General features: G+C 75.2%; 16 protein-coding genes. 12 read left to right on the top strand and 4 right to left on the bottom strand.

From position 1 onward, the window contains the following. The first annotated feature begins 226 nt into the window (after positions 1-226). Genes ABIE39_RS10890 through ABIE39_RS10880 form a run of 3 tightly spaced genes read left to right on the top strand, consistent with a single transcriptional unit; the run spans position 227 to position 4,425 of the window. On the top strand, positions 227-2,725 hold the full coding sequence (locus ABIE39_RS10890; RefSeq protein ID WP_209827963.1) for a glycoside hydrolase family 3 C-terminal domain-containing protein: 2,499 nt from the start codon (positions 227-229) through the stop codon (positions 2,723-2,725). A 21-nt stretch (positions 2,726-2,746) separates the two neighbouring features. Further along, complete coding sequence (locus ABIE39_RS10885) at positions 2,747-3,385, top strand: hypothetical protein (protein ID WP_175008785.1); 639 nt, start codon at positions 2,747-2,749, stop codon at positions 3,383-3,385. Continuing rightward, positions 3,382-4,425 carry a glycosyltransferase gene (locus ABIE39_RS10880; protein ID WP_175008784.1) on the top strand — a complete coding sequence of 348 codons (1,044 nt, stop codon included), beginning with the start codon at positions 3,382-3,384 and terminating at the stop codon, positions 4,423-4,425. The genes ABIE39_RS10885 and ABIE39_RS10880 overlap by 4 nt, the downstream gene beginning before the upstream one ends. A 21-nt stretch (positions 4,426-4,446) precedes the next feature. Here the strand turns inward: ABIE39_RS10880 and ABIE39_RS10875 are convergent, their stop codons facing one another. After that, positions 4,447-4,923: an Lrp/AsnC family transcriptional regulator gene (locus ABIE39_RS10875; RefSeq protein WP_021482549.1), complete on the bottom strand. Its 477-nt coding sequence runs from the start codon at positions 4,921-4,923 to the stop codon at positions 4,447-4,449. Between the two features lie 142 nt (positions 4,924-5,065). On the opposite strand from ABIE39_RS10875, the gene ABIE39_RS10870 reads away from it, so the two are divergent. The 9 genes from ABIE39_RS10870 (at position 5,066) to ABIE39_RS10830 (ending at position 16,385) form a co-directional block, all read left to right on the top strand. Further along, the gene (locus ABIE39_RS10870) at positions 5,066-6,379 is read left to right on the top strand and encodes a thiamine pyrophosphate-dependent dehydrogenase E1 component subunit alpha (RefSeq protein ID WP_354051718.1); all 1,314 of its coding nucleotides are present in this window, start codon (positions 5,066-5,068) and stop codon (positions 6,377-6,379) included. Further along, a complete protein-coding gene (locus ABIE39_RS10865; RefSeq protein ID WP_354051716.1) occupies positions 6,376-7,404 on the top strand; it encodes an alpha-ketoacid dehydrogenase subunit beta in 1,029 nt (342 codons plus the stop codon). The genes ABIE39_RS10870 and ABIE39_RS10865 overlap by 4 nt, the downstream gene beginning before the upstream one ends. Further along, a complete protein-coding gene (locus ABIE39_RS10860; protein WP_354051714.1) occupies positions 7,401-8,984 on the top strand; it encodes a dihydrolipoamide acetyltransferase family protein in 1,584 nt (527 codons plus the stop codon). Before ABIE39_RS10865 ends, ABIE39_RS10860 begins: the two co-directional genes overlap by 4 nt. Beyond that, the gene (locus ABIE39_RS10855; protein WP_175008779.1) at positions 8,981-10,621 is read left to right on the top strand and encodes a carboxyl transferase domain-containing protein; all 1,641 of its coding nucleotides are present in this window, start codon (positions 8,981-8,983) and stop codon (positions 10,619-10,621) included. The genes ABIE39_RS10860 and ABIE39_RS10855 overlap by 4 nt, the downstream gene beginning before the upstream one ends. Positions 10,622-10,625: 4 nt before the next feature. After that, complete coding sequence (locus tag ABIE39_RS10850; protein WP_354051713.1) at positions 10,626-12,908, top strand: ATP-binding protein; 2,283 nt, start codon at positions 10,626-10,628, stop codon at positions 12,906-12,908. After that, positions 12,905-14,080, top strand: coding sequence for an acyl-CoA dehydrogenase family protein (locus tag ABIE39_RS10845; RefSeq protein WP_209827972.1), 1,176 nt, complete (start codon positions 12,905-12,907; stop codon positions 14,078-14,080). The genes ABIE39_RS10850 and ABIE39_RS10845 overlap by 4 nt, the downstream gene beginning before the upstream one ends. A gap of 105 nt (positions 14,081-14,185) precedes the next feature. Further along, positions 14,186-14,794 (top strand): MaoC/PaaZ C-terminal domain-containing protein, encoded by a 609-nt coding sequence (locus ABIE39_RS10840; protein WP_175008776.1) that lies wholly within the window; start codon positions 14,186-14,188, stop codon positions 14,792-14,794. Further along, positions 14,788-15,681: an HpcH/HpaI aldolase/citrate lyase family protein gene (locus ABIE39_RS10835; RefSeq protein ID WP_354051711.1), complete on the top strand. Its 894-nt coding sequence runs from the start codon at positions 14,788-14,790 to the stop codon at positions 15,679-15,681. Before ABIE39_RS10840 ends, ABIE39_RS10835 begins: the two co-directional genes overlap by 7 nt. A 116-nt stretch (positions 15,682-15,797) precedes the next feature. After that, entirely contained in the window at positions 15,798-16,385 is a 588-nt protein-coding gene (locus ABIE39_RS10830) for a hypothetical protein (protein ID WP_354051709.1), read from the top strand. Between the two features lie 52 nt (positions 16,386-16,437). On the opposite strand, the gene pntB is transcribed toward ABIE39_RS10830, so the two are convergent. From pntB to ABIE39_RS10815, 3 genes are all read right to left on the bottom strand, one after another. Then, on the bottom strand, positions 16,438-17,847 hold the full coding sequence (gene pntB, locus ABIE39_RS10825; RefSeq protein WP_209827975.1) for a Re/Si-specific NAD(P)(+) transhydrogenase subunit beta: 1,410 nt from the start codon (positions 17,845-17,847) through the stop codon (positions 16,438-16,440). Continuing rightward, the gene (locus ABIE39_RS10820) at positions 17,844-19,442 is read right to left on the bottom strand and encodes a Re/Si-specific NAD(P)(+) transhydrogenase subunit alpha (RefSeq protein WP_354051708.1); all 1,599 of its coding nucleotides are present in this window, start codon (positions 19,440-19,442) and stop codon (positions 17,844-17,846) included. The genes pntB and ABIE39_RS10820 overlap by 4 nt, the downstream gene beginning before the upstream one ends. Before the next feature lie 172 nt (positions 19,443-19,614). Next, the coding region (locus ABIE39_RS10815; RefSeq protein WP_354051852.1) for an integrase core domain-containing protein at positions 19,615-19,714 on the bottom strand (100 nt) is incomplete at its 5' end.

Here is a 19,714-nt window from a genome sequence, read left to right as displayed (position 1 = left end):
CCGGGCGGGCGACCGCCCGGGAGACCCGGCACCCGGCGCCGTCGGGCCGGTGGCGCCCACCACCGCCGGCCCGACGCCGGGGCCCGGACCGCCGTCCGGCACCGGGCCCCCACCGCACGTCGCGAGCAGCCGCCGTCCGCGGCGCACCGCCGACGGCCGGCCCCGGCATGCCCGGGACCGCTCGGACGCACCCCGCACGACCCCACGACCACGCAAGGAGAGCACCGTGCAGCTCCACGGCGAGACCACCGCCGCGGCCGGCGAGACGGCCGCGGCCCCGGGCACGACGCCCGCGACGACCGGCGTCGTCCCGACCGCGAGCCTGACGCTCCTGGAGAAGGCGGCCCTGCTCACGGGGAAGACCGTGTGGGAGACGCACGACCTCCCGCGGCTCGGCGTCCGCTCCCTCTGGCTGGCCGACGGCCCGCACGGCGTGCGCAAGCAGCTCGGCGCGGCCGACCACCTCGGCATCGCGGCCTCGCAGGAGGCCACGTGCTTCCCGACGGCGGCCGCCGTGGCGAACACGTGGGACGTCGAGCTGGCGGAGCGCGTGGGCACCGCCCTCGGCGCGGAGGCCGCGGCGCAGGACGTGGACGTGCTGCTCGGGCCGGGCCTCAACATCAAGCGGTCGCCGCTCGGCGGGCGCAACTTCGAGTACTTCTCCGAGGACCCGCTGCTCGCGGGCCGGATGGCCGCCGGCTACGTGCGCGGGATCCAGTCCCGCGGCGTCGCCGCGTGCCCCAAGCACTTCGCGGTGAACTCCCAGGAGCTGCGCCGCATGGTCTCGGACTCGGTGGTCGACGAGCGCACGCTCCGCGAGGTCTACCTCACGGCGTTCGGGATCGTCGTCGCGGAGGCGAGCCCGCGGACGATCATGTCGTCGTACAACCTCGTCAACGGCGTCTACGCCCACGAGGACCCCTTCCTCCTCACCCAGGTCCTGCGCCGGGAGTGGGGGTTCGACGGCGCCGTCGTCTCCGACTGGGGCGGCTCGAACGACGTCGTCGCCGCGGCGGCGGCCGGTGGCACCCTCGAGATGCCGGCGGCGGGCCTGAGCTCGGCGCGCCGGCTCGTCGACGCGGTGCGGTCGGGCCGCCTCGACGCGGCCGACCTCGACGCGCGCGCCGAGGAGGTGCTGCGGCTCGTCGCCGCGGCCCGCGAGCCGGGCACCGCCCCGGCCGTGGACGCCGACGCCCACCACGCGCTGGCCCGCGAGGTCGCGGCGCGCTCGGCGGTGCTGCTCAAGAACGAGGACGCGATCCTGCCGCTCGCCGCGGGGACCCGGGTCGCGGTCGTCGGCGACTTCGCGCGCACCCCGCGCTACCAGGGCTCCGGTTCCTCCGCGGTGAACCCGACCCGCCTCGACAGCGTGCTCGACGTGATCGAGGGCTCGGGGCTCGAGCTGACGACGTTCGCCCCCGGTTTCCGGCGCGACGGCACGCCCGACGCCGCCCTGCGGGAGGAGGCGGTCGCGGCCGCGCAGGGCGCGGACGCGGTGCTGCTCTTCCTCGGTCTCGACGAGATCGCCGAGTCCGAGGGTCTGGACCGCACGACGCTCGCGCTGCACCCGGCGCAGGTCGAGGTCCTCGAGGCCGTGGCCGCGGTCAACCCCGCGACCGTCGTGGTCCTCGCGGGCGGGGGCGCGATCTCCACCCCGTGGCTCGGCGCGGCCCGCGCGCTCGTGCACGGGTACCTCGGGGGGCAGGCCGGGGCCGGAGGCGTCCTCGACGTGCTCACCGGCGCCGTCAACCCGTCGGGACGGCTCGCCGAGACGCTGCCCGTGCGGCTCGCGGACACCCCGACCGCCGCGTCGTTCCCCGCGACCGGGCGCACCGCCGTCTACCGCGAGGGCCTGTACGTCGGCTACCGGTACTACACGAGCGCGGACGTCCCGGTCGCGTTCCCCTTCGGCTTCGGGCTGTCGTACACGACGTTCGCGCACTCCGACCTCGTGGTCGACGCGGACGCGGGAGCCGTCGACGTGACGGTCACGGTCACCAACACCGGGCCGGTCGCGGGGGCGGACGTCGTGCAGGTCTACGTGCGTCGGGAGACGCCGGGCGTGCACCGCCCGGACCGCACGCTCGCGGGGTTCGCGCGCGTCGAGCTCGACCCGGGCGAGTCGCGCACGGTCACCGTCCCCCTCGGGGACGCGGCGTTCCGGCACTGGGACGTGGCGACCGGCGCGTGGCAGGTCGAGGAGGGCGCCTGGTCGGTGCTCGTCGGCCCCCACGTCGACGACCTCCCGCTGCGCGCGACGGTCGAGCTCGACGGCACGGTGCCTCCGCGCACCGAGGACGACCTGCCCGAGCCGTACCGCACCGGACGCGTCCACGACGTGTCGGACGCGCAGTTCGCGGCGCTCCTCGGCCGACCGGTCCCGACCGCGGCGTGGTCCGGGGGGCTCGGCGTGAACGACCCGCTCTCGCGCCTCGCCGAGGCGCGCTCGCCCCTGGCCCGGCTCGCGTTCCGCGTCCTGTCCTGGCGGCGCGACGCGGCGGACCGCAAGGGCGCGCCGGACCTCAACGTCCTGTTCCTGCTCAACATGCCGTTCCGGGCCATCGGGAAGATGACCGGCGGCATGGTCGACGACGCGATGGTCGACGGCATCGTCCGCATCGTCAACGGCCACCTCTTCCGCGGCACCGGCGCCGTCGTGCGCGGGTTCGTCCGCAACCGCCGCGCCGACCGCCGTACCGCCCGCGCGCTCCGCGGCGACTCCTGACCCGCTCGAAAGGGAAGACCCATGCTCACCCGCCTCCGCGACGCCTGGCGCCGGTTCTCCGAGAAGCGACCGGGGACCGCGCAGTTCGTCGTGTTCTTCGTGCTGAGCAACGGCATCACCGTGCTGCAGCTCGCGCTCATGCCCCTCATCAAGTGGGTCTTCGGCATGACCGCCCTGGTGGACGTGGCGTTCCAGGTCTGGCCGGTCGGGGCCAACCCGGACGGGTCGGCCTACTACGTCTTCGACTACGCCGCCGGTCCGCTCCCGGGCGGCGGCGGGGGGCTGGCATACTTCCTCGCCGTGCAGATCACCTTGCTGGTGGCGCAGGTGATCAACTTCTTCGCTCAGCGCACCATCACGTTCAAGTCCAACTCGTCGGTCGCGAAGGCCGCGCTCTGGTACACCATCGCGTACGTCGTCATCTCGATCGCGGCCGCCGCTGCGCAGGGCCTGTACAAGACGCCGATCTACGAGCTGTTCATCGACACGTGGGGCCTGGGAGGCGCCGGCGAGACCCTGGCGGACTTCACGACGATGATCATCAACGCCGCGATCTCGTTCTGGGTGTTCTTCCCGATCTTCAAGGTCATCTTCAAGCAGGTGCCCGAGACGCCGGCCACGCCGGAGGCGGAGCACGCCGGAGAGGTGCGTGCGTCGTGACCCCGCTCCTGACCGTCGTGGTCCCGGCGTACGACGCCGAGCCGTACCTGGCGCGCGCGCTCGACTCGCTCGTCGGGTTCGGTCCCGAGGTGGAGGTGCTCGTCGTCGACGACGGCTCCACCGACGGGACGGCGGCGCTCGCCCAGGGCTACGCGGACCGGTACCCGGGCGAGGTGCACGTGCTGCGCAAGGCCAACGGCGGGCACGGGTCGGCGATCAACACCGGCCTCGACCACGCGCGAGGGGAGTACCTCAAGGTCGTGGACGCCGACGACTGGGTGGACCGTGCCGCGCTCGCCCAGGTGCTCGCGACGTTGCGCGGGTTCGTGCGCCGGTTCGTGGACGCCGGGACCCCCGGCGGGGAGCCCGTCGACCTGTTGGTGAGCAACTTCGTGTACGAGAAGGTCGGCAAGCGCGTGAAGACGGCCGTCCGGTACCGCGGCGCGCTGCCGCGCGGACGCGTGCTCACGTGGTCGCAGACGAGACGCTTCGCCAAGCGCCAGTACATGATGATGCACGCCCTGATGTACCGGACCCAGGTGCTGCGCGACGCCGGCCTGCGGCTCCCCGAGCACACGTTCTACGTGGACAACCTGTACGCGCTGGTGCCGCTCGCGCACGTGCGCACGCTGTACTACCTCGACGTCGACCTCTACCGGTACTTCATCGGCCGCGAGGACCAGTCGGTGCACGAGGCGGTCATGCTCAAGCGCCTCGACCAGCAGCTCCGCGTCAACTGGCTCATGCTCGAGCACGTCTCCCGGACCCCGGTGGCCGACCGGCGCCTGCGCCGCTACCTCCTGCACTACGTGGAGATCATCTGCGCGGTGTCGTCCATCCTGCTCGTGCGCGCGGGGACGCCCGCGTGCCTCGTGGAGAAGGAGCGGCTCTGGTCACGCCTGCGCGCCCAGGACCCCCAGCTCTACCACCAGGTGCGCTGGTCGGGACTCGGGCAGATCGCCAACCTTCCCGGTCCGGCGGGACGGCGCGTGTCGGTCCTGGCCTACCGGGTCGCGCAGCGTGCGATCGGCTTCAGCTGACAGCCCTCGTCCCCGTCCCCGTCACCGCGGGCCGCGACGCTGCTTCTCGATGAGCGGCCGCAGCCGGTAGGGGATGAGCTCGCCCATGGAGAGCGACGTCTCCGTGCGCTCGACGCCGTCGATGGCGAGGATCGCGGCGTCGATGCGGAACAGGTGGTCCGTGTCGCGGCACGCGACGGTGACGCGCAGGTCCGCGGTGCCGCTGCGCCCGAACGCCTGCACGACCTCGGGGATGCGCGCGAGGTCGTCGACGATGCGCGCGAGCTCCTTCTGCCGGAGCTGCACCTCGACGAACGCGGTGAGGGGGTGCCCCAGCACGTGCGGGTCGATGCGCCGGTCGAGGTCGAGGAACGCGCCCTCGGCCTCGAGGCGGGCGAGCCGCGCCGCGACCGTGTTGCGGGAGAGCCGCAGCCGGTCGGCGAGCGCGACGATCGTGGCCCGCGGGTCGTCGGCGAGCGCGAGCAGGAGGTCGAGGTCGACAGCGTCGGCGCTGTGCATGGTGCTCACCCTAACCGAGTGACGGCGGTCACAGTGCACGGTGCGTCAGGCGTCGGTGGAGCCATGTGCGTGACGCGGGTTACGTTCCCCCTACCTCGGTCCTCGACGGAGAGGACCGGCTCCCCGAGGTGAGGTGGCGACGATGCCCAGCGAACCTGCGGTGCGGACCGGACCGACGGCGGCGACCCCGCCGAAGGCGTACGACGGTCACCGGGCGGCAACCCCGCGCGACGCACGAGCAGACCGGAAGAACGTGGTGCGCGACGTGCGCAAGGACGCGCCGCGGCAGGACCCGCCCGACCCGGGCGCCGGGCCGACGCCGACCCTGCGCGTGCTCGACGAGAGCGGCACCCGCCACCGCGACCCGGACCTGGACCGGTGGCTCGCGGACCTCGACCCGACGGCGCCCGACGACGCCGCGCGCGCGTCGGCCCGGTCGGCGCTGCTGCGGCTCCACGAGGACATGGTCGTGGCGCGTCGCATCGACGCTGAGGCCACGGCGCTCCAGCGGCAGGGCGAGCTCGCGCTCTGGCCGCCGCTCCTCGGGCAGGAGGCGGCGCAGGTCGGCTCGGCGCGCGCGCTGCGCGACGACGACTTCGTCTTCTCCTCCTACCGCGAGCACGCCGTCGCGCGGGTGCGCGGCGCCGCGCTCGTCGACCTCGTGCGCGTGTGGCGCGGCGTCGCCGTCTCCGGCTGGGACCCGTACGCGATCGGCATGGCGTCGCCGCAGGTCATCATCGGCGCCCAGGCGCTGCACGCGACGGGGTGGGCGATGGGCGTGCAGAACGACGTCGACGCGGGCCGCGTCGACGCCGGCGCCGGGCTGCCGGTCGGGGTGTCGTACTTCGGCGACGGCGCGATGAGCCAGGGCGACGTCAACGAGGCGTTCGTCTTCGCGTCCACGTACCGCTCGCCGGTCGTGTTCTTCTGCCAGAACAACCAGTGGGCCATCTCCGAGCCGGTCGCGCTCCAGTCGCGCGTCCCGCTCGCGGAGCGCGCCCGCGGGTTCGGCCTGCCGGGCGTGCGCGTCGACGGCAACGACGTCCTCGCGGTGCTCGCCGTGACGCGCGCGGCCCTCGACCGCGCCCGGAACGACGGCGGCCCCACCTTGATCGAGGCCGTCACCTACCGCATAGGCCCGCACACCACGGCCGACGACCCGAAGCGGTACCGCGACGCGGCCGAGGTGGAGGAGTGGACGCGCCGCGACCCGATCGCGCGCTTCGAGGCGTACCTGCGCGCCGTCGGGGTGCTCGACGACGCGGGCGCGGCGCACGTGCAGGAGGTCGCCGACGCGGCGGCCGCCGAGCTGCGCGCCGGGTGCGTCGCGCTCACCGACCCGCCGCCGCTCTCGCTCTTCGACCACGTCTACGCGGAGCCGCACCACGCGCTGGACCGCGAGCGCGCGGAGTACGCGCACTACCTCGCCGGCTTCGACGGGGAGGAGGCGCGATGACGACCCTCACGCTCGCGAAGGCGCTCGGCGCCGGGCTGCACCGCGCGATGACGGACGACGACCGCGTGGTCGTCATGGGCGAGGACGTCGGCCGCCTGGGCGGCGTCTACCGCGTGACGGACGGGCTCCAGGCGGAGTTCGGACCGCGGCGCGTGCTCGACACCCCGCTCGCGGAGTCGGGGATCATCGGGACGGCCGTCGGGCTCGCGTACCGCGGCTACCGGCCGGTGTGCGAGATCCAGTTCGACGGCTTCGTGTTCGTCGCGTTCGACCAGATCCTGTCCCAGCTCGCGAAGATGCACGCCCGCACCGGCGGGAAGGTGCGCCTGCCGATCACGATCCGCATCCCCGTGGGCGGCGGCATCGGCGCGGCCGAGCACCACTCGGAGTCGCCCGAGGCGCTGTTCGCGCACACGGCCGGGCTGCGGGTCGTGTCGGTCGCGAACCCCCAGGACGCGTACACCGTGCTCCGCCAGGCCGTCGCGTGCGACGACCCGGTGATCTTCTTCGAGCCCAAGCGGCGCTACCACCTCAAGGGCGAGGTCGACCTCGACCCCGTCGACCCGCCGGCCATCGACCGGGCCCGCGTCGTGCGCGAGGGCCACGACGTCACGCTCGTCACGTGGGGCGGCCTCGTCGGGACCGCGCTCGACGCCGCCGTCGCCGCGTCGGACGACGGCGTGTCCGTCGAGGTGATCGACCTGCGCTCGCTGTCGCCGATCGACCACGACACCGTCGCGGCGTCGGTCCGCAAGACGGGGCGGGTCGTCGTCACGCACGAGGCGCCCCGCCAGGCGGGGCTCGGCGCGGAGATCGCCGCGACCGTGACGGACCGCTGCTTCGAGCACCTCGAGGCCCCGCCCGTGCGGGTCACGGGCCACGGCATCCCGTACCCGCCCGCGAAGCTCGAGGGCCACTACCTCCCGGACCTCGACCGCATCCTCGACGGCGTCGACCGCGTCCTGGGGCGGGTGGAACCGTTCGTGCCGGCGTCCGGGCGTCCCGTCGCGGAGGTGACCCGATGACGGCGCTGCGCGAGTTCCGCCTCCCCGACCTGGGCGAGGGCCTCACCGAGTCCGACATCGTCAGCTGGCACGTCCACGCGGGCGACCACGTCGAGCTCAACCAGGTCATCGCCGAGGTCGAGACCGCGAAGGCCCTCGTCGACCTCCCGTCCCCGTACGCGGGCGTCGTCGCGTCCCTCCACGCCGAGGAGGGCCAGACGGTGAGCGTCGGCGAGCCGCTCGTCACCTTCGAGGTCGACGACGGCGCGGCCACCGCGTCCGGCGGCGGTCCGGAGGGCTCGTCCGCCGGGGTCCCGGCCCGGGTGCCCGACGCCGTCCCCGCCCTGGTCGGGGCGGTCGCCGGGTCGGGGGTCGCCCCGGCCGCCACTGCGGCCGAGCCCACCGACGAGCCCGAGCCGAACCTCGTCGGCTACGGGGCACGCCCCGACCGGGTCGGGCGGCCCGCGCGTCGACCCCGGCGGGCGGTGACTGAAACCCAGGTTTCACCGCCCGACCTCGCCGAGGCGCCCCGCCGCACCACCGTGACCGGCGAGCGGCCCCGGTCGACGCCGCCGGTGCGCGCGCTCGCGAAGAAGCTCGGCGTGCGGATCGACCGGGTCGAGGGGTCCGGCCGCGACGGGCTCATCACGCGCGAGGACGTCCTCGCGGCGGTGAGCTGCCACCGCGACGTCGCGCGCCGACCGCGCGACGAGCACAGCGCGAGCGTCCACCCCGCGCCGGCCGCCGGCCCGGGGGCACCGAGCGGCGAGAAGCGAGAACCGGCCCTTCCGGACCGCGTCCCCGGGGCCACTTCTCCCCTCTCGGCGCCGGGTGCCGCGGCGGGCGTGGCCGCCGACCGCGCGGCCGGCCTCGACCCGGAGGTCGTGCCCGTGCGGGGCGTGCGCAAGCACACCGCGGCGGCGATGGTGGCGAGCGCGTTCACGGCGCCCCACGCGACGGTGTTCCTCACCGTGGACGTGACGCGGAGCGTCGAGCTCCTGGAGCGGCTGCGCACCCACCGCCTCGCGCGCGGCGCGCGGATCACCGTGCTGGCGCTCGCGGCCCGCGCGCTGTGCCTCGTGCTGCCGCGCCACCCCGCGCTCAACAGCGCGTGGCGCGACCTCCCCGACGGCTCGGCGGAGATCGTGCGGCACCGGCGGGTGCACCTGGGGATCGCGGTCGCGACCGACCGGGGGCTCGTCGTCCCGCACGTGCCCGACGCGCAGGCGCTCGACCTGCCCGACCTCGCCGCCGCGCTGACCGACCTCACGACCACCGCGCGCGACGGTCGCACGACGCCCGAGCGCCTGACCGGCGGGACGATCTCGATCACCAACGTCGGGGTGTTCGGCGTCGACGCGGGCACCCCGATCCTCGTCCCCGGCGAGGCGGCGATCCTCGGCCTGGGGGCGGTGCGGCGTCGGCCCTGGGAGCACGACGGCGAGGTCGCTCTGCGCGACGTCGTCACGCTCAGCCTGTCGTTCGACCACCGCGTGGTCGACGGCGAGCAGGGCGCGCGCTTCCTCGCCGACCTGGGCGCGCTGCTCGAGGACCCGGCGCTCGCGCTCCTCGCCGGGAGCCGGCAGGAGGTGGTCGCGTGACCGTCCTGACGAGCGCCGTCGAGCCCGGGTCGGACGCGGCCCGGGCGAACGACGCCGCGCAGCGCGGGCTCGCGGACGAGCTGCGCGAGCGCACGGCGGAGGTCGCGCGCGGCGGCCCGGCGTCGGCGCGCGACCGGCACGTGGCGCGCGGCAAGCTGCTCCCGCGCGACCGCGTCGACCGGCTGCTCGACGAGGGCAGCCCGTTCCTGGAGATCGCGCCGCTCGCCGGGTACGGCGTGGACGACGGCGCGTGGCCGGCCGCGGGCGCCGTCGCCGGGGTCGGGGTGGTGAGCGGGCGGCAGGTCATGGTCGTGTGCAACGACGCGACCGTGAAGGGCGGCACGTACCACCCGCTCACGGTGAAGAAGCACCTGCGGGCGCAGGAGATCGCGCTGGAGAACCGGCTGCCGTGCGTCTACCTCGTCGACTCGGGCGGCGCGTTCCTGCCCCGGCAGGCCGAGGTGTTCCCGGACCGCGACCACTTCGGCCGGATCTTCTACCACCAGGCGCGCCTCTCGGCGGCGGGGATCCCGCAGATCTCCGCCGTCCTCGGATCGTGCACGGCGGGCGGCGCCTACGTGCCCGCGATGAGCGACGAGACGGTCATCGTGCGCGGGCAGGGCACGATCTTCCTCGGCGGGCCGCCCCTCGTGAAGGCGGCGATCGGCGAGGTCGTCACGGCCGAGGAGCTCGGCGGCGGCGAGCTGCACGCGCGCCGCAGCGGCGTCGTCGACCACCTCGCCGACGACGACGAGGACGCGCTCGACACCGTGCGGCGCATCGTCGCGACGCTCCCGCCCGACCCGGAGCCCGCGTGGGACGTCGCGACCAGCGAGCCTCCCCGCGTGGCGGGGGCCGCCGTACAGGACCCGGGGGAGGATCTGTACGCCGCCGTCCCGGTCGACGTCCAGGCCCCCTACGACCCGCGCGAGATCGTCGCCCGGCTCGTCGACGGGAGCCGGTTCGACGAGTTCAAGCGCGAGTACGGCGACACGCTCGTCACGGGCTTCGCGCGCATCCACGGGCACCCGGTGGGGGTCCTCGCGAACCAGGGCGTGCTCTTCGGGGCGTCGGCGCTCAAGGGGGCGCACTTCGTCGAGCTGTGCGACCAGCGCGGCATCCCGCTGCTGTTCCTGCAGAACATCTCCGGCTTCATGGTCGGCACCGACGCCGAGGCGGGCGGGATCGCGAAGGACGGCGCCAAGATGGTCACGGCCGTCGCGACGACGCGCGTCCCGAAGCTCACCGTGATCGTCGGCGGGTCGTTCGGGGCGGGCAACTACTCGATGTGCGGGCGCGCGTACTCGCCGCGCTTCCTGTGGTCGTGGCCCGCGAGCCGCATCTCCGTGATGGGCGGCCCGCAGGCCGCGTCCGTGCTCTCGACGGTCAAGCGCGACCAGCTCGCGGCGCGCGGCGAGGCGTGGGACCCCGACGAGGAGGCCGCGTTCTCCGCCGGCATCCGCGCCGACTACGACGAGCACGGCAGCCCCTACTACGCGACCGCGCGGCTGTGGGACGACGGCGTGATCGACCCCGCCGACACGCGCCGCGTGCTCGGCCTCGCCCTCGGCGTGTGCGCGCGCACGCCCCTCGCCGAGACCTGGACCGGTGACCGGTTCGGCCTCTTCCGGATGTGAGCCGATGACCTCCCGCACCCTCCACGACGCGACCGCCCGCCCGACCGGCGGTCCCGGGTTCCGCACGGTCCTCGTCGCGAACCGCGGCGAGATCGCGTGCCGCGTCATCGGCACGCTGCGCCACCTCGGCGTGCGGTCCGTCGCCGTCTTCTCCGACGCCGACGCCGACGCTCGCCACGTGCGCGAGGCCGACGTCGCGGTCCGGCTCGGGCCCGCGCCGGCTGCGCAGAGCTATCTCGACGTCGACGCCGTCGTCGCCGCGGCCGTCGCGACCGGGGCCGAGGCGGTCCACCCCGGCTACGGCTTCCTCTCGGAGAACCCCGCGCTCGCCCGGGCGTGCGCGCGCGCCGGGATCGCGTTCGTCGGGCCGGGCGTCGACGCGCTCGAGGCGATGGCCGACAAGCTCGCCGCGAAGAGCATCGTCGGCGCGCGGGGCGTGCCTGTCGTGCCCGGGGCCGGCGAGCCCGGGATGTCCGACGACGACCTCCTCGCCGCCGCGGGCGCCGTCGGGTTCCCGCTGCTCGTCAAGCCGTCCGCCGGGGGCGGGGGGAAGGGCATGGTCGTCGTGCGCGCGGAGGCCGACCTGCCGGGCGCGCTCGCGTCGGCGCGGCGGGTCGCCGCGTCGTCGTTCGGCGACGACACGCTCCTGCTCGAACGGCTCGTCGAGGCGCCGCGCCACATCGAGGTGCAGGTGCTCGCCGACACGCACGGGACCGTGGTCCACCTCGGCGAGCGCGAGTGCTCGCTCCAGCGCCGCCACCAGAAGGTCGTCGAGGAGGCGCCGTCGCCGCTCCTCACCACCGCGCAGCGTGCCCGCATGGGCGAGGCCGCGTGCGAGGTCGCGCGGTCCGTCGGGTACGTGGGCGCCGGGACGGTCGAGTTCCTCGTCCCCGCCGCGAGTCCGGACGAGTTCTTCTTCATCGAGATGAACACGCGCCTCCAGGTCGAGCACCCCGTGACCGAGATGGTCACCGGCCTCGACCTCGTCGCGCTCCAGCTGCGCGTCGCCGCGGGCGAGCCGCTGGGCCTGGCCCAGGACGACGTCGTGCTCCGCGGCCACGCCGTCGAGGCGCGCCTCTACGCCGAGTCGCCCGAGCGCGGCTTCCTCCCGGCCACCGGGTCGGTCCTCGTCTACGACGACGGCGGCGCCCCGTCGGGGCCCGGCGCGTCCCCGCTGCGCCTGGACTCCGGCATCTGCGCGGGCACGGTGGTCGGCGGCCACTACGACCCGATGCTCGCCAAGGCGGTCGCGTGGGCCGAGACACGCGACGAGGCGGTGGAGCGCCTCGACGGCCTGCTCGCGCGGACGGTCGTGCTGGGTGTCGAGACGAACACGGCGTTCCTGCGGTCCCTGCTCGCGGACGACGACGTCCGTGCGGGTCGGCTCGACACCGGCCTGATCGATCGTCTCGTGGGGTCGGTGCCTGGTTCGGGGTCCGTGACGGGGCCCGACGAGGGACCGGGGGGTGCGGACGTTCGTCGGTCCCTCGCCGCGGCAGCCCTGTTCCTCGCCGAACATGCGGTTGTGGCTCGTCCTGGGGGCGGGACGGGGCACAACCGCATGCTCGGCGAGGGAACGGGGGGTCGTGACGGCGATCCCTGGCGGGTGGGGGACGGGTGGCGGCTCAACGGGGACGCGGCAGCGCGGCGGGTTCTGCTCATCGACGCCGGCGGGGGCGCGCACGAGGTGCGGGTGTCCGGGGTGGTGGGGGACACCGTCGTGCACGTGCCGGCACCCGACGACGGTGCGTGGCCCGGCTCGACGACCCACGCGGTGCGGGCGTCGCTCGCCCGCGACCCCGGGGCCGACGGCGCGTGGTGGCTCACGGTGGACGGCGTCCGCGAGCGCGTGCGGCTGGCCCTCGACGCGCCTGCCGGCGACGGCGAGCCCGCGACGGTGTGGGTGTGGCACGACGGGCGGACCGTCGCCCTGGCCGCCCCGGACCGGGAGCAGCGCGCCGCACGGGCGCGGGCCGACCGCCGTCGGGCCCGGGGCGACGCGCCCGGCGCGACCGACCCCGAGGTGCGCGCCGCGATGCCCGGCACGGTCGTGTCGGCCGCCGCGGACGGCGAGCCCGTCACCACCGGGGACGTCCTCGTCACGGTCGAGGCCATGAAGATGGAGCACCCGCTCCTCGCCCCGCACGACGGCGTCGCCGACGTGCGCGTGCGCCCCGGCGACCTCGTGCGCCGGGACCAGGTGGTCGCCGTCGTCCACCCCCACGACTCCGGTGCGGCACAACCCGCCGCCCCGGTCCCGCAACCCGACACCCAGGGAGCATCATGATCGAGGCCGACGTCCTGCTCGACGACGAGCAGCGGAAGCTCAGCCAGGTGGTGCGCGACTTCGCGGACAGCGTCGTCGCGCCCGCCGCCTACCGCTACGACACGGAACGCCGCCTGCCGATGGAGATCATCGCGCAGATGGGGGAGCTGGGGCTGTTCGGGCTGCCGTTCCCGCGCGACGTCGGGGGCCAGGGCCAGGACTACGTGTCGCTGTGCCTCGCGGTCGAGGCGCTCGCGCGCGTCGACCAGTCGATCGCGGTGACGCTCGAGGCGGGGGTCGGGCTGGGGATCGTCCCGCTCTACCGGCACGGCTCGCGCGAGCAGCAGGAGCGGTGGCTGCCCGACCTGCTCGCCGGGCGGGCGCTCGCGGCGTTCGGGCTCACCGAGGCCGGGGCCGGGTCCGACGCGGGCGGGACGCGCACGACCGCTCACCTCGACGGCGACGAGTGGGTGATCGACGGGTCGAAGCAGTTCATCACCAACTCGGGGACGCCCATCACGAGCCTCGTCACCATCACCGCCGTGACGGGCGAGACGGTCAGCCAGGACGGCGAGGTGCGCAAGGAGCTGTCGAGCATCATCGTCCCGGCGGGGACGCCCGGGCTCGAGGTCGGGCCGTCGTACGACAAGGTCGGCTGGCACACCTCCGACACGCACCCCCTCACCTTGACCGACGTGCGCGTGCCCGCCGGGAACCTGCTCGGCGAGCGCGGCCGCGGGTACGCGAACTTCCTCCGCGCGCTCGACGAGGGCCGCATCGCGTTCGCCGCCCTCGCGACCGGCGCCGCGCAGGGCTGCCTCGAGGAGGCGCTGCGGTACGCGCGCGAGCGCGTCGTGTTCGGGCGGTCGATCGGGGAGAACCAGCACGTCGCGTTCACGCTCGCCCGCATGCAGGCGCGCGTCCACACCGCGCGCCTCGCATGGCTCGACGCCGCGCAGAAGCTCGTGCGCGGCAAGCCGTTCAAGGCGGAGGCGTCGGTCGCGAAGCTCGTCGGCGGCGAGGCCGCGATGGCGAACGCGCGCGACGCGTCGCAGATCTTCGGCGGCTACGGGTTCCTCAACGAGAACCCCGTCGCGCGCCACTACCGCGACGCCAAGGTGCTCGAGGTCGGCGAGGGCACGACCGAGGTGCAGCTCATGGTCATCGCGAGGAGCCTGGGACTCGACGGCTAGCGCGGCACCGACGCCGACCACGACGTTGCTGTCGTTCTGACGGTCATCCCGACAGCAACCTCGTGGTCGGCGGCTGGCGACGTCAGGGACGAGGGGAGGAGCAGCATGCGCGAGGTGGTCCAGCGGGGCCTGTACTACGACGAGCTGGAGACGGGCGTGGTCTACCGCCACCGTCCCGGCCGCACGCTCACGGAGGCGGACGACGTCGTCTTCTCCACGCTCACGATGAACCACCAGGCGCTGCACCTCGACGCCGCGTGGGCCGCGACCCAGCCGTTCGGGCAGCGGCTCGTCAACTCGATGATGACGCTGTCGACGCTCGTCGGGCTGTCCGTCGGGCAGGTCACGCAGGGCACGATCGTCGCGAACCTCGGCTTCCGCGAGGTCGAGTTCCCGAAGCCGCTGTTCCACGGCGACACGCTCTACGCCGAGACGGAGGTCGTCGAGAAGCGGCTGTCCGCGTCGCGGCCGGGGCAGGGCGTCGTGACCCTCGAGCACCGCGGCCTCAACCAGGACGGCGTGCTCGTCGCGCGCGCCGTCCGCACCGCGCTCTTCTGGACGCGCGCCGCGCACGAGGACGCGGCCCGCTCCATGCCCGACGGGTCGTCGCCCGACGGCGGTGGGGCGGCCGTGGCGGCGGCCGAGCCCGGGTCGGGACGGGGCGGGGAGCACGAGCCCGTGCTCGAGCGCGGCGACGAGGAGAGCGCGTGGTGACCGACGACGTCGGGCACGCTCGCGCCGTCCCGCCGGGGGGCGGGTTCGGCCTCGGGCCCGCGCTGCTGTTCTGCCCCGGCGACCGTCCCGACCGGTTCGCCAAGGCCGCCGACCGCGCCGACGCCGTGATCCTCGACCTCGAGGACGCCGTCGCCCCGCACGCCAAGGACGCCGCGCGGCGTGCCGTCGTCGAGGCGTCGGTGACGCTGGACCCGGCGCGCACGGTCGTGCGCGTGAACCCCGTCGGGACGCCCGAGCACGCGCTCGACGTGGCGGCGCTCGCGGACACGCGCCTGCGCACGGTCATGGTCGCCAAGGCCGGGCCGGAGCTGCTCGCGTCGCTCGGGGCGCTCGCGACGACGCTGCCCGGGGTGCGGGTGCTCGCGCTGTGCGAGACGGCGGCCGGCGTCGTCGCGGCGCCGGAGCTCGCCCGCAGGCCCGAGGTCGTCGCGCTCATGTGGGGCGCGGAGGACCTGGTCGCGTCGCTCGGCGGGACGTCGAGCCGCCGCCCGGACGGCACGTACCGCGACGTCGCGCGGCACGCCCGCGCCGCGGTGCTGCTCGCGGCCGGCGCGGCGGGGAAGGCCGCGGTCGACGCGGTGCACCTCGACGTGGGCGACCTCGACGGACTGCGCGCCGAGGCCGAGGACGCGGCCGCGTCGGGGTTCGCCGCGACGGCGTGCATCCACCCGAGCCACGTCCCCGTGATCCGCGCCGCCTACGTGCCGACCGCCGAGCAGGTGGCCGACGCCCGCGCGCTGCTCGACGCCGCGGCCGCGAACCCGGGCGGCCCCGGCGCCGTCTTCACGTTCGACGGCCGCATGGTCGACGAGCCGGTCCTCCGGCACGCGCGGGCGGTCCTCAGCCGGGTGCCGTCGGACGGGTGAGCGCGGGGGAGCCCGCGCTCGCGGGCCGGGCCGGAGGCGCCCGAGCGCGGCCGACCGGACAAATACCCCGCTCCGCCCGTTCCGCTTGCGGGCTCGGGCATCGTATGGTCACTCGCGTGAACGTCTACGTCGTCCTGTCCCGCAGTCGTACGGTCCTGTCCCGGACGATCGCGCTGGCGACCCGCGACGAGTTCACGCACTCCTCCCTCGCGCTCGACCAGGGCCTCGACCTGATGTTCAGCTTCGGCCGGCGCCGGGCGGGCAACCCGTTCGTCGGCTGCTTCCGGCGCGAGCGGTTCGACGACGGCCTGTACCGCGGCATGGACGTCGTGCCGGGGGTCGTGCTCGCGGTGCCCGTGACCCCGGAGCAGCACGAGGCGATCCGCGTCCGGATCACCGAGTTCCTGCTCGACTCGCACGCGTTCTCGTACAACGTGCGCGGCCTCGTCGGCGCGCGGTTCGGCCGCGGGCACGAGGCCGAGGACCGGTTCTTCTGCTCGGAGTTCGTCTACCACGTGCTGCACGGCGCGGGCGTGTGGGACCTCGGGGTCGAGCGGTGGCAGGTGCGGCCCCAGACGCTGCTCGACCTGCCGGGCCGCGTCGTCTTCCGCGGGGACCTCAAGGACTACGTCGCCGCCCACCGGACCCTCGGAACGCTGCCGTCGCTGACGTTCGCCCCCGCCCGGGAGCGCGTGCCCGGCTGATCGCCGGCGCGCGCTCCGCGGGCCCCGCGCCGTCCCGGTCGCCCGCGGCCCCTCAGGCCACGCGGAGCGCCGCCACGATGTCCTCGACCCGCTGCTTGGCGTCCCCGAAGAGCATCCCGGTGTTCTCGCGGAAGAACAGCGGGTTCTGCACGCCGGCGTAGCCGGCCGCCATGGACCGCTTGAAGACGACGACCTGCTTCGCGTCCCACACGTGCAGCACGGGCATGCCCGCGATGGGCGAGCCCGGGTCGTCGAGCGCGGCGGGGTTCACGGTGTCGTTCGCCCCGATGACGAGCACGACGTCCGTCCCCGCCAGGTCGTCGTTGATCTCGTCCATCTCGAGCACGATGTCGTACGGGACGCGCGCCTCCGCGAGCAGCACGTTCATGTGCCCGGGGAGCCGGCCCGCGACGGGGTGGACGCCGAAGCGGACCTGGGCGCCGCCGTCGCGCAGGATCTGCACGAGGTCGGCGACGGGGTACTGCGCCTTGGCGACCGCCATGCCGTAGCCGGGGGTGATGACGACGCTCCGGGCGTCGCGCAGGAGGGCCGCGACGTCGTCGGCGCTCACCTCGCGGTGCTCGCCCTGCGGGCCCTCGCCGCCCGCGGGGGCCGTGCCCTCCTCGGCCCCGAAGCCGCCGAGGATGACGGACACGAACGACCGGTTCATGGCCCGGCACATGATGTAGCTGAGGATCGCACCGGAGGAGCCGACGAGCGCGCCCGTGACGATGAGCAGGTCGTTGCCCAGCATGAAGCCCGCCGCGGCGGCGGCCCAGCCGGAGTACGAGTTGAGCATCGAGACGACGACGGGCATGTCGCCGCCCCCGATCGACGCGACGAGGTGCCAGCCCAGGGCGAGCGACACGACGGTGAGCAGGAGCAGCGGCCACACCGACGGCGCGACGACGAACCACGCGACGAGCCCGAGGCTCGCGACGAGCGCGGCGAGGTTGAGCAGGTTCCGGCCGGGGAGCTGGAGCGGCGCCGACCGCGTGCGGCCGGACAGCTTGAGGAACGCGACGACCGAGCCGGTGAACGTCACGGCGCCCACGAGCACGCCGAGCGAGACCTCGACGAGGTGCGCGACGTCGTCGTGCCCCGCGGCCTGCGCGGTGAGGTACGAGTTGAAGCCGACGAGCACGGCCGCGGCCCCGACGAAGCTGTGCAGGATCGCGATGAGCTCGGGCATCTGCGTCATCTCGACGCGGCGGGCCCGCCACGTCCCGACGGCGGCGCCCACGAGGAGCACGACGGCGACGAGCAGCGCGGTGACGAGCACGGGGCGGGCGCTCGTGCCGAGCGCGAGGACGATCGTCGCGGCGAGCGCGAGGACCATGCCGACCATGCCGAGGACGTTGCCGCGGCGCGCGGACTCCTGCTTCGACAGGCCGGCGAGGCTCAGCACGAACAGGACGGCCGCGAGGACGTAGACGGCCTGGGCGACGGACGTGGCGGTCATCGGGCCACCCCCTGCGCGCGGGCGGGGACGTCCTTGCGGAACATGCCGATCATGCGGTTCGCGACGAGGAAGCCACCGAACACGTTGATGCTCGCGAGCGTCGCCGCGACGAGCGCGAGCGTCGTGACGACCCAGTCGTCGGAGCCGAGCTGCAGGAGCGCACCGACGAGGATGATGCCGGAGATCGCGTTCGTCTGGGCCATGAGCGGCGTGTGCAGGGAGTGCGTGACGTTCGAGATGACGTAGTACCCGACGATCACCGCCAGCGTGAACACCGTGACGTGCCCGACGAGCGACGGCGGGGCGAACGACAGCGCGAGCGTGACGAGCACCGCGGCGAGCGCGGCACCGACGGTCCGACGGCGGCGCCGCAGGCTCGCGGCCGCGGCGGCCTCCGCGGCGGCCCGCTCGCGGTCCGCGGCCTCCTGGGCGGGGTCCGGTGGCGGTGGCGCGGCGGGGGACGGTGCGGCGCTCACCGCGACGGGCGGCGGCGGCCAGAGCACCTCGCCGGCGCGCGCGACGGTCATGCCGCGCTGGACCGGGTCGTCCAGGTCGAGCACGGGCACGCCGTCCTTGCCGGGCGTGAGCAGCTCCAGCAGGTGCACGACGTTCGTCCCCAGGAGCTGCGACGTGTGCTGGGGGAGCCGGCCCGCGAGGTCGGTCCAGCCGACGACCACGACGCCGTTCTGGGTGACGACGCGCTCGCCCGGCACGGTGAGCGCGCAGTTGCCGCCGCCCGAGGCCGCGAGGTCGACGACGACGCTCCCGGGCCGCATCCCGGCGACCGCCTCGGCCGTGAGGGTGCGCGGCGCCCGGCCGCGCACGAGCGCCGTCGTGACGACGACGTCCGCGTCGGCAGCCTCGCGCGCGTAGACGGCGAGGGCCGCGGCCTCCTGCTCGGGCGTGAGCGGCTTCGCGTAGCCGTCGGCCGACATGCCCTGCTGCGCCGCGGGCTCGCGCACGGCGGTGCCGCCCATGGACTCGATCTGCTCGGCCGCCTCGGACCGGACGTCGAACGCGCGGACCTGCGCGCCGAGGCTCGCGGCCGCGCCGACCGCGGCGAGGCCCGCGACCCCGCCGCCGATGACGAAGACCTTCGCGGGCGGCGTCTTGCCCGCGGCGGTGACCTGCCCCGCGAACATGCCGCCGTACTCGGCCGCGGCCTCGACGACGGCGCGGTAGCCCGCGACGTTGGACAGCGTGCTCAGGACGTCGAGGGCCTGGGCGCGCGAGATGCGGGGCACGGCGTCGAGCGCGAGCGCGGTCACGCCGTGGTCGGCGAGGCGCCGCACGAGGCCCGGGTCGTTCGCGGGACCGAGCATCGCGACGAGGGTCGCGCCCGGGCGCAGGAGCGCCACCTGCGCGTCGGTGGGCGCGTTCACGGCGGTGACGACGTCGGCCCCCCACGCCGTCGCGGCGTCGACCACCGCGGCGCCCGCGGCCTCGTACGCCGCGTCGGAGAACGTGGCCCCCGCGCCCGCGTCGTGCTCGACGACCACCTCGTACCCGAGCGCCCGCAGGCGCTCGACCGTGCGCGGGGTCGCGGCGACCAGCCGCTCCCCGTCCCTCACCTCGCGGGGGACACCGATCCTCACGTGCGGGCTCCTCACCTCGTCGGGCGTCGTCGGCACGCGCGCGACCGGTGGGGACGGCGGGTGCGCGGCGAGCCTATCGGGGGCCGCCCGCGCCGTCCCGGGTCGAACGTCCCCGGGCCTGCGGCGTCCGCCCGCTCGGTGCGCGGACCGCCCCGGGGCCGGCGGTGGCGCGCTAGATGTACTGACCGGACAGGTTGGTCAATCGGGTGATCGGTGGCTTGTTCCCGCAGGCGGTGTGGGGGCGGTGGTGGTTGTACTCGTGGATCCATGCT

It is taken from the genome of Cellulosimicrobium sp. 4261 (genome assembly GCF_040546915.1).
Taxonomy (GTDB): Bacteria; Actinomycetota; Actinomycetes; order Actinomycetales; family Cellulomonadaceae; genus Cellulosimicrobium; species Cellulosimicrobium cinnabarinum.
The sequence above is the reverse complement of the archived record's forward strand: the minus strand, read 5'-3'. Positions and strand labels throughout refer to the sequence as shown.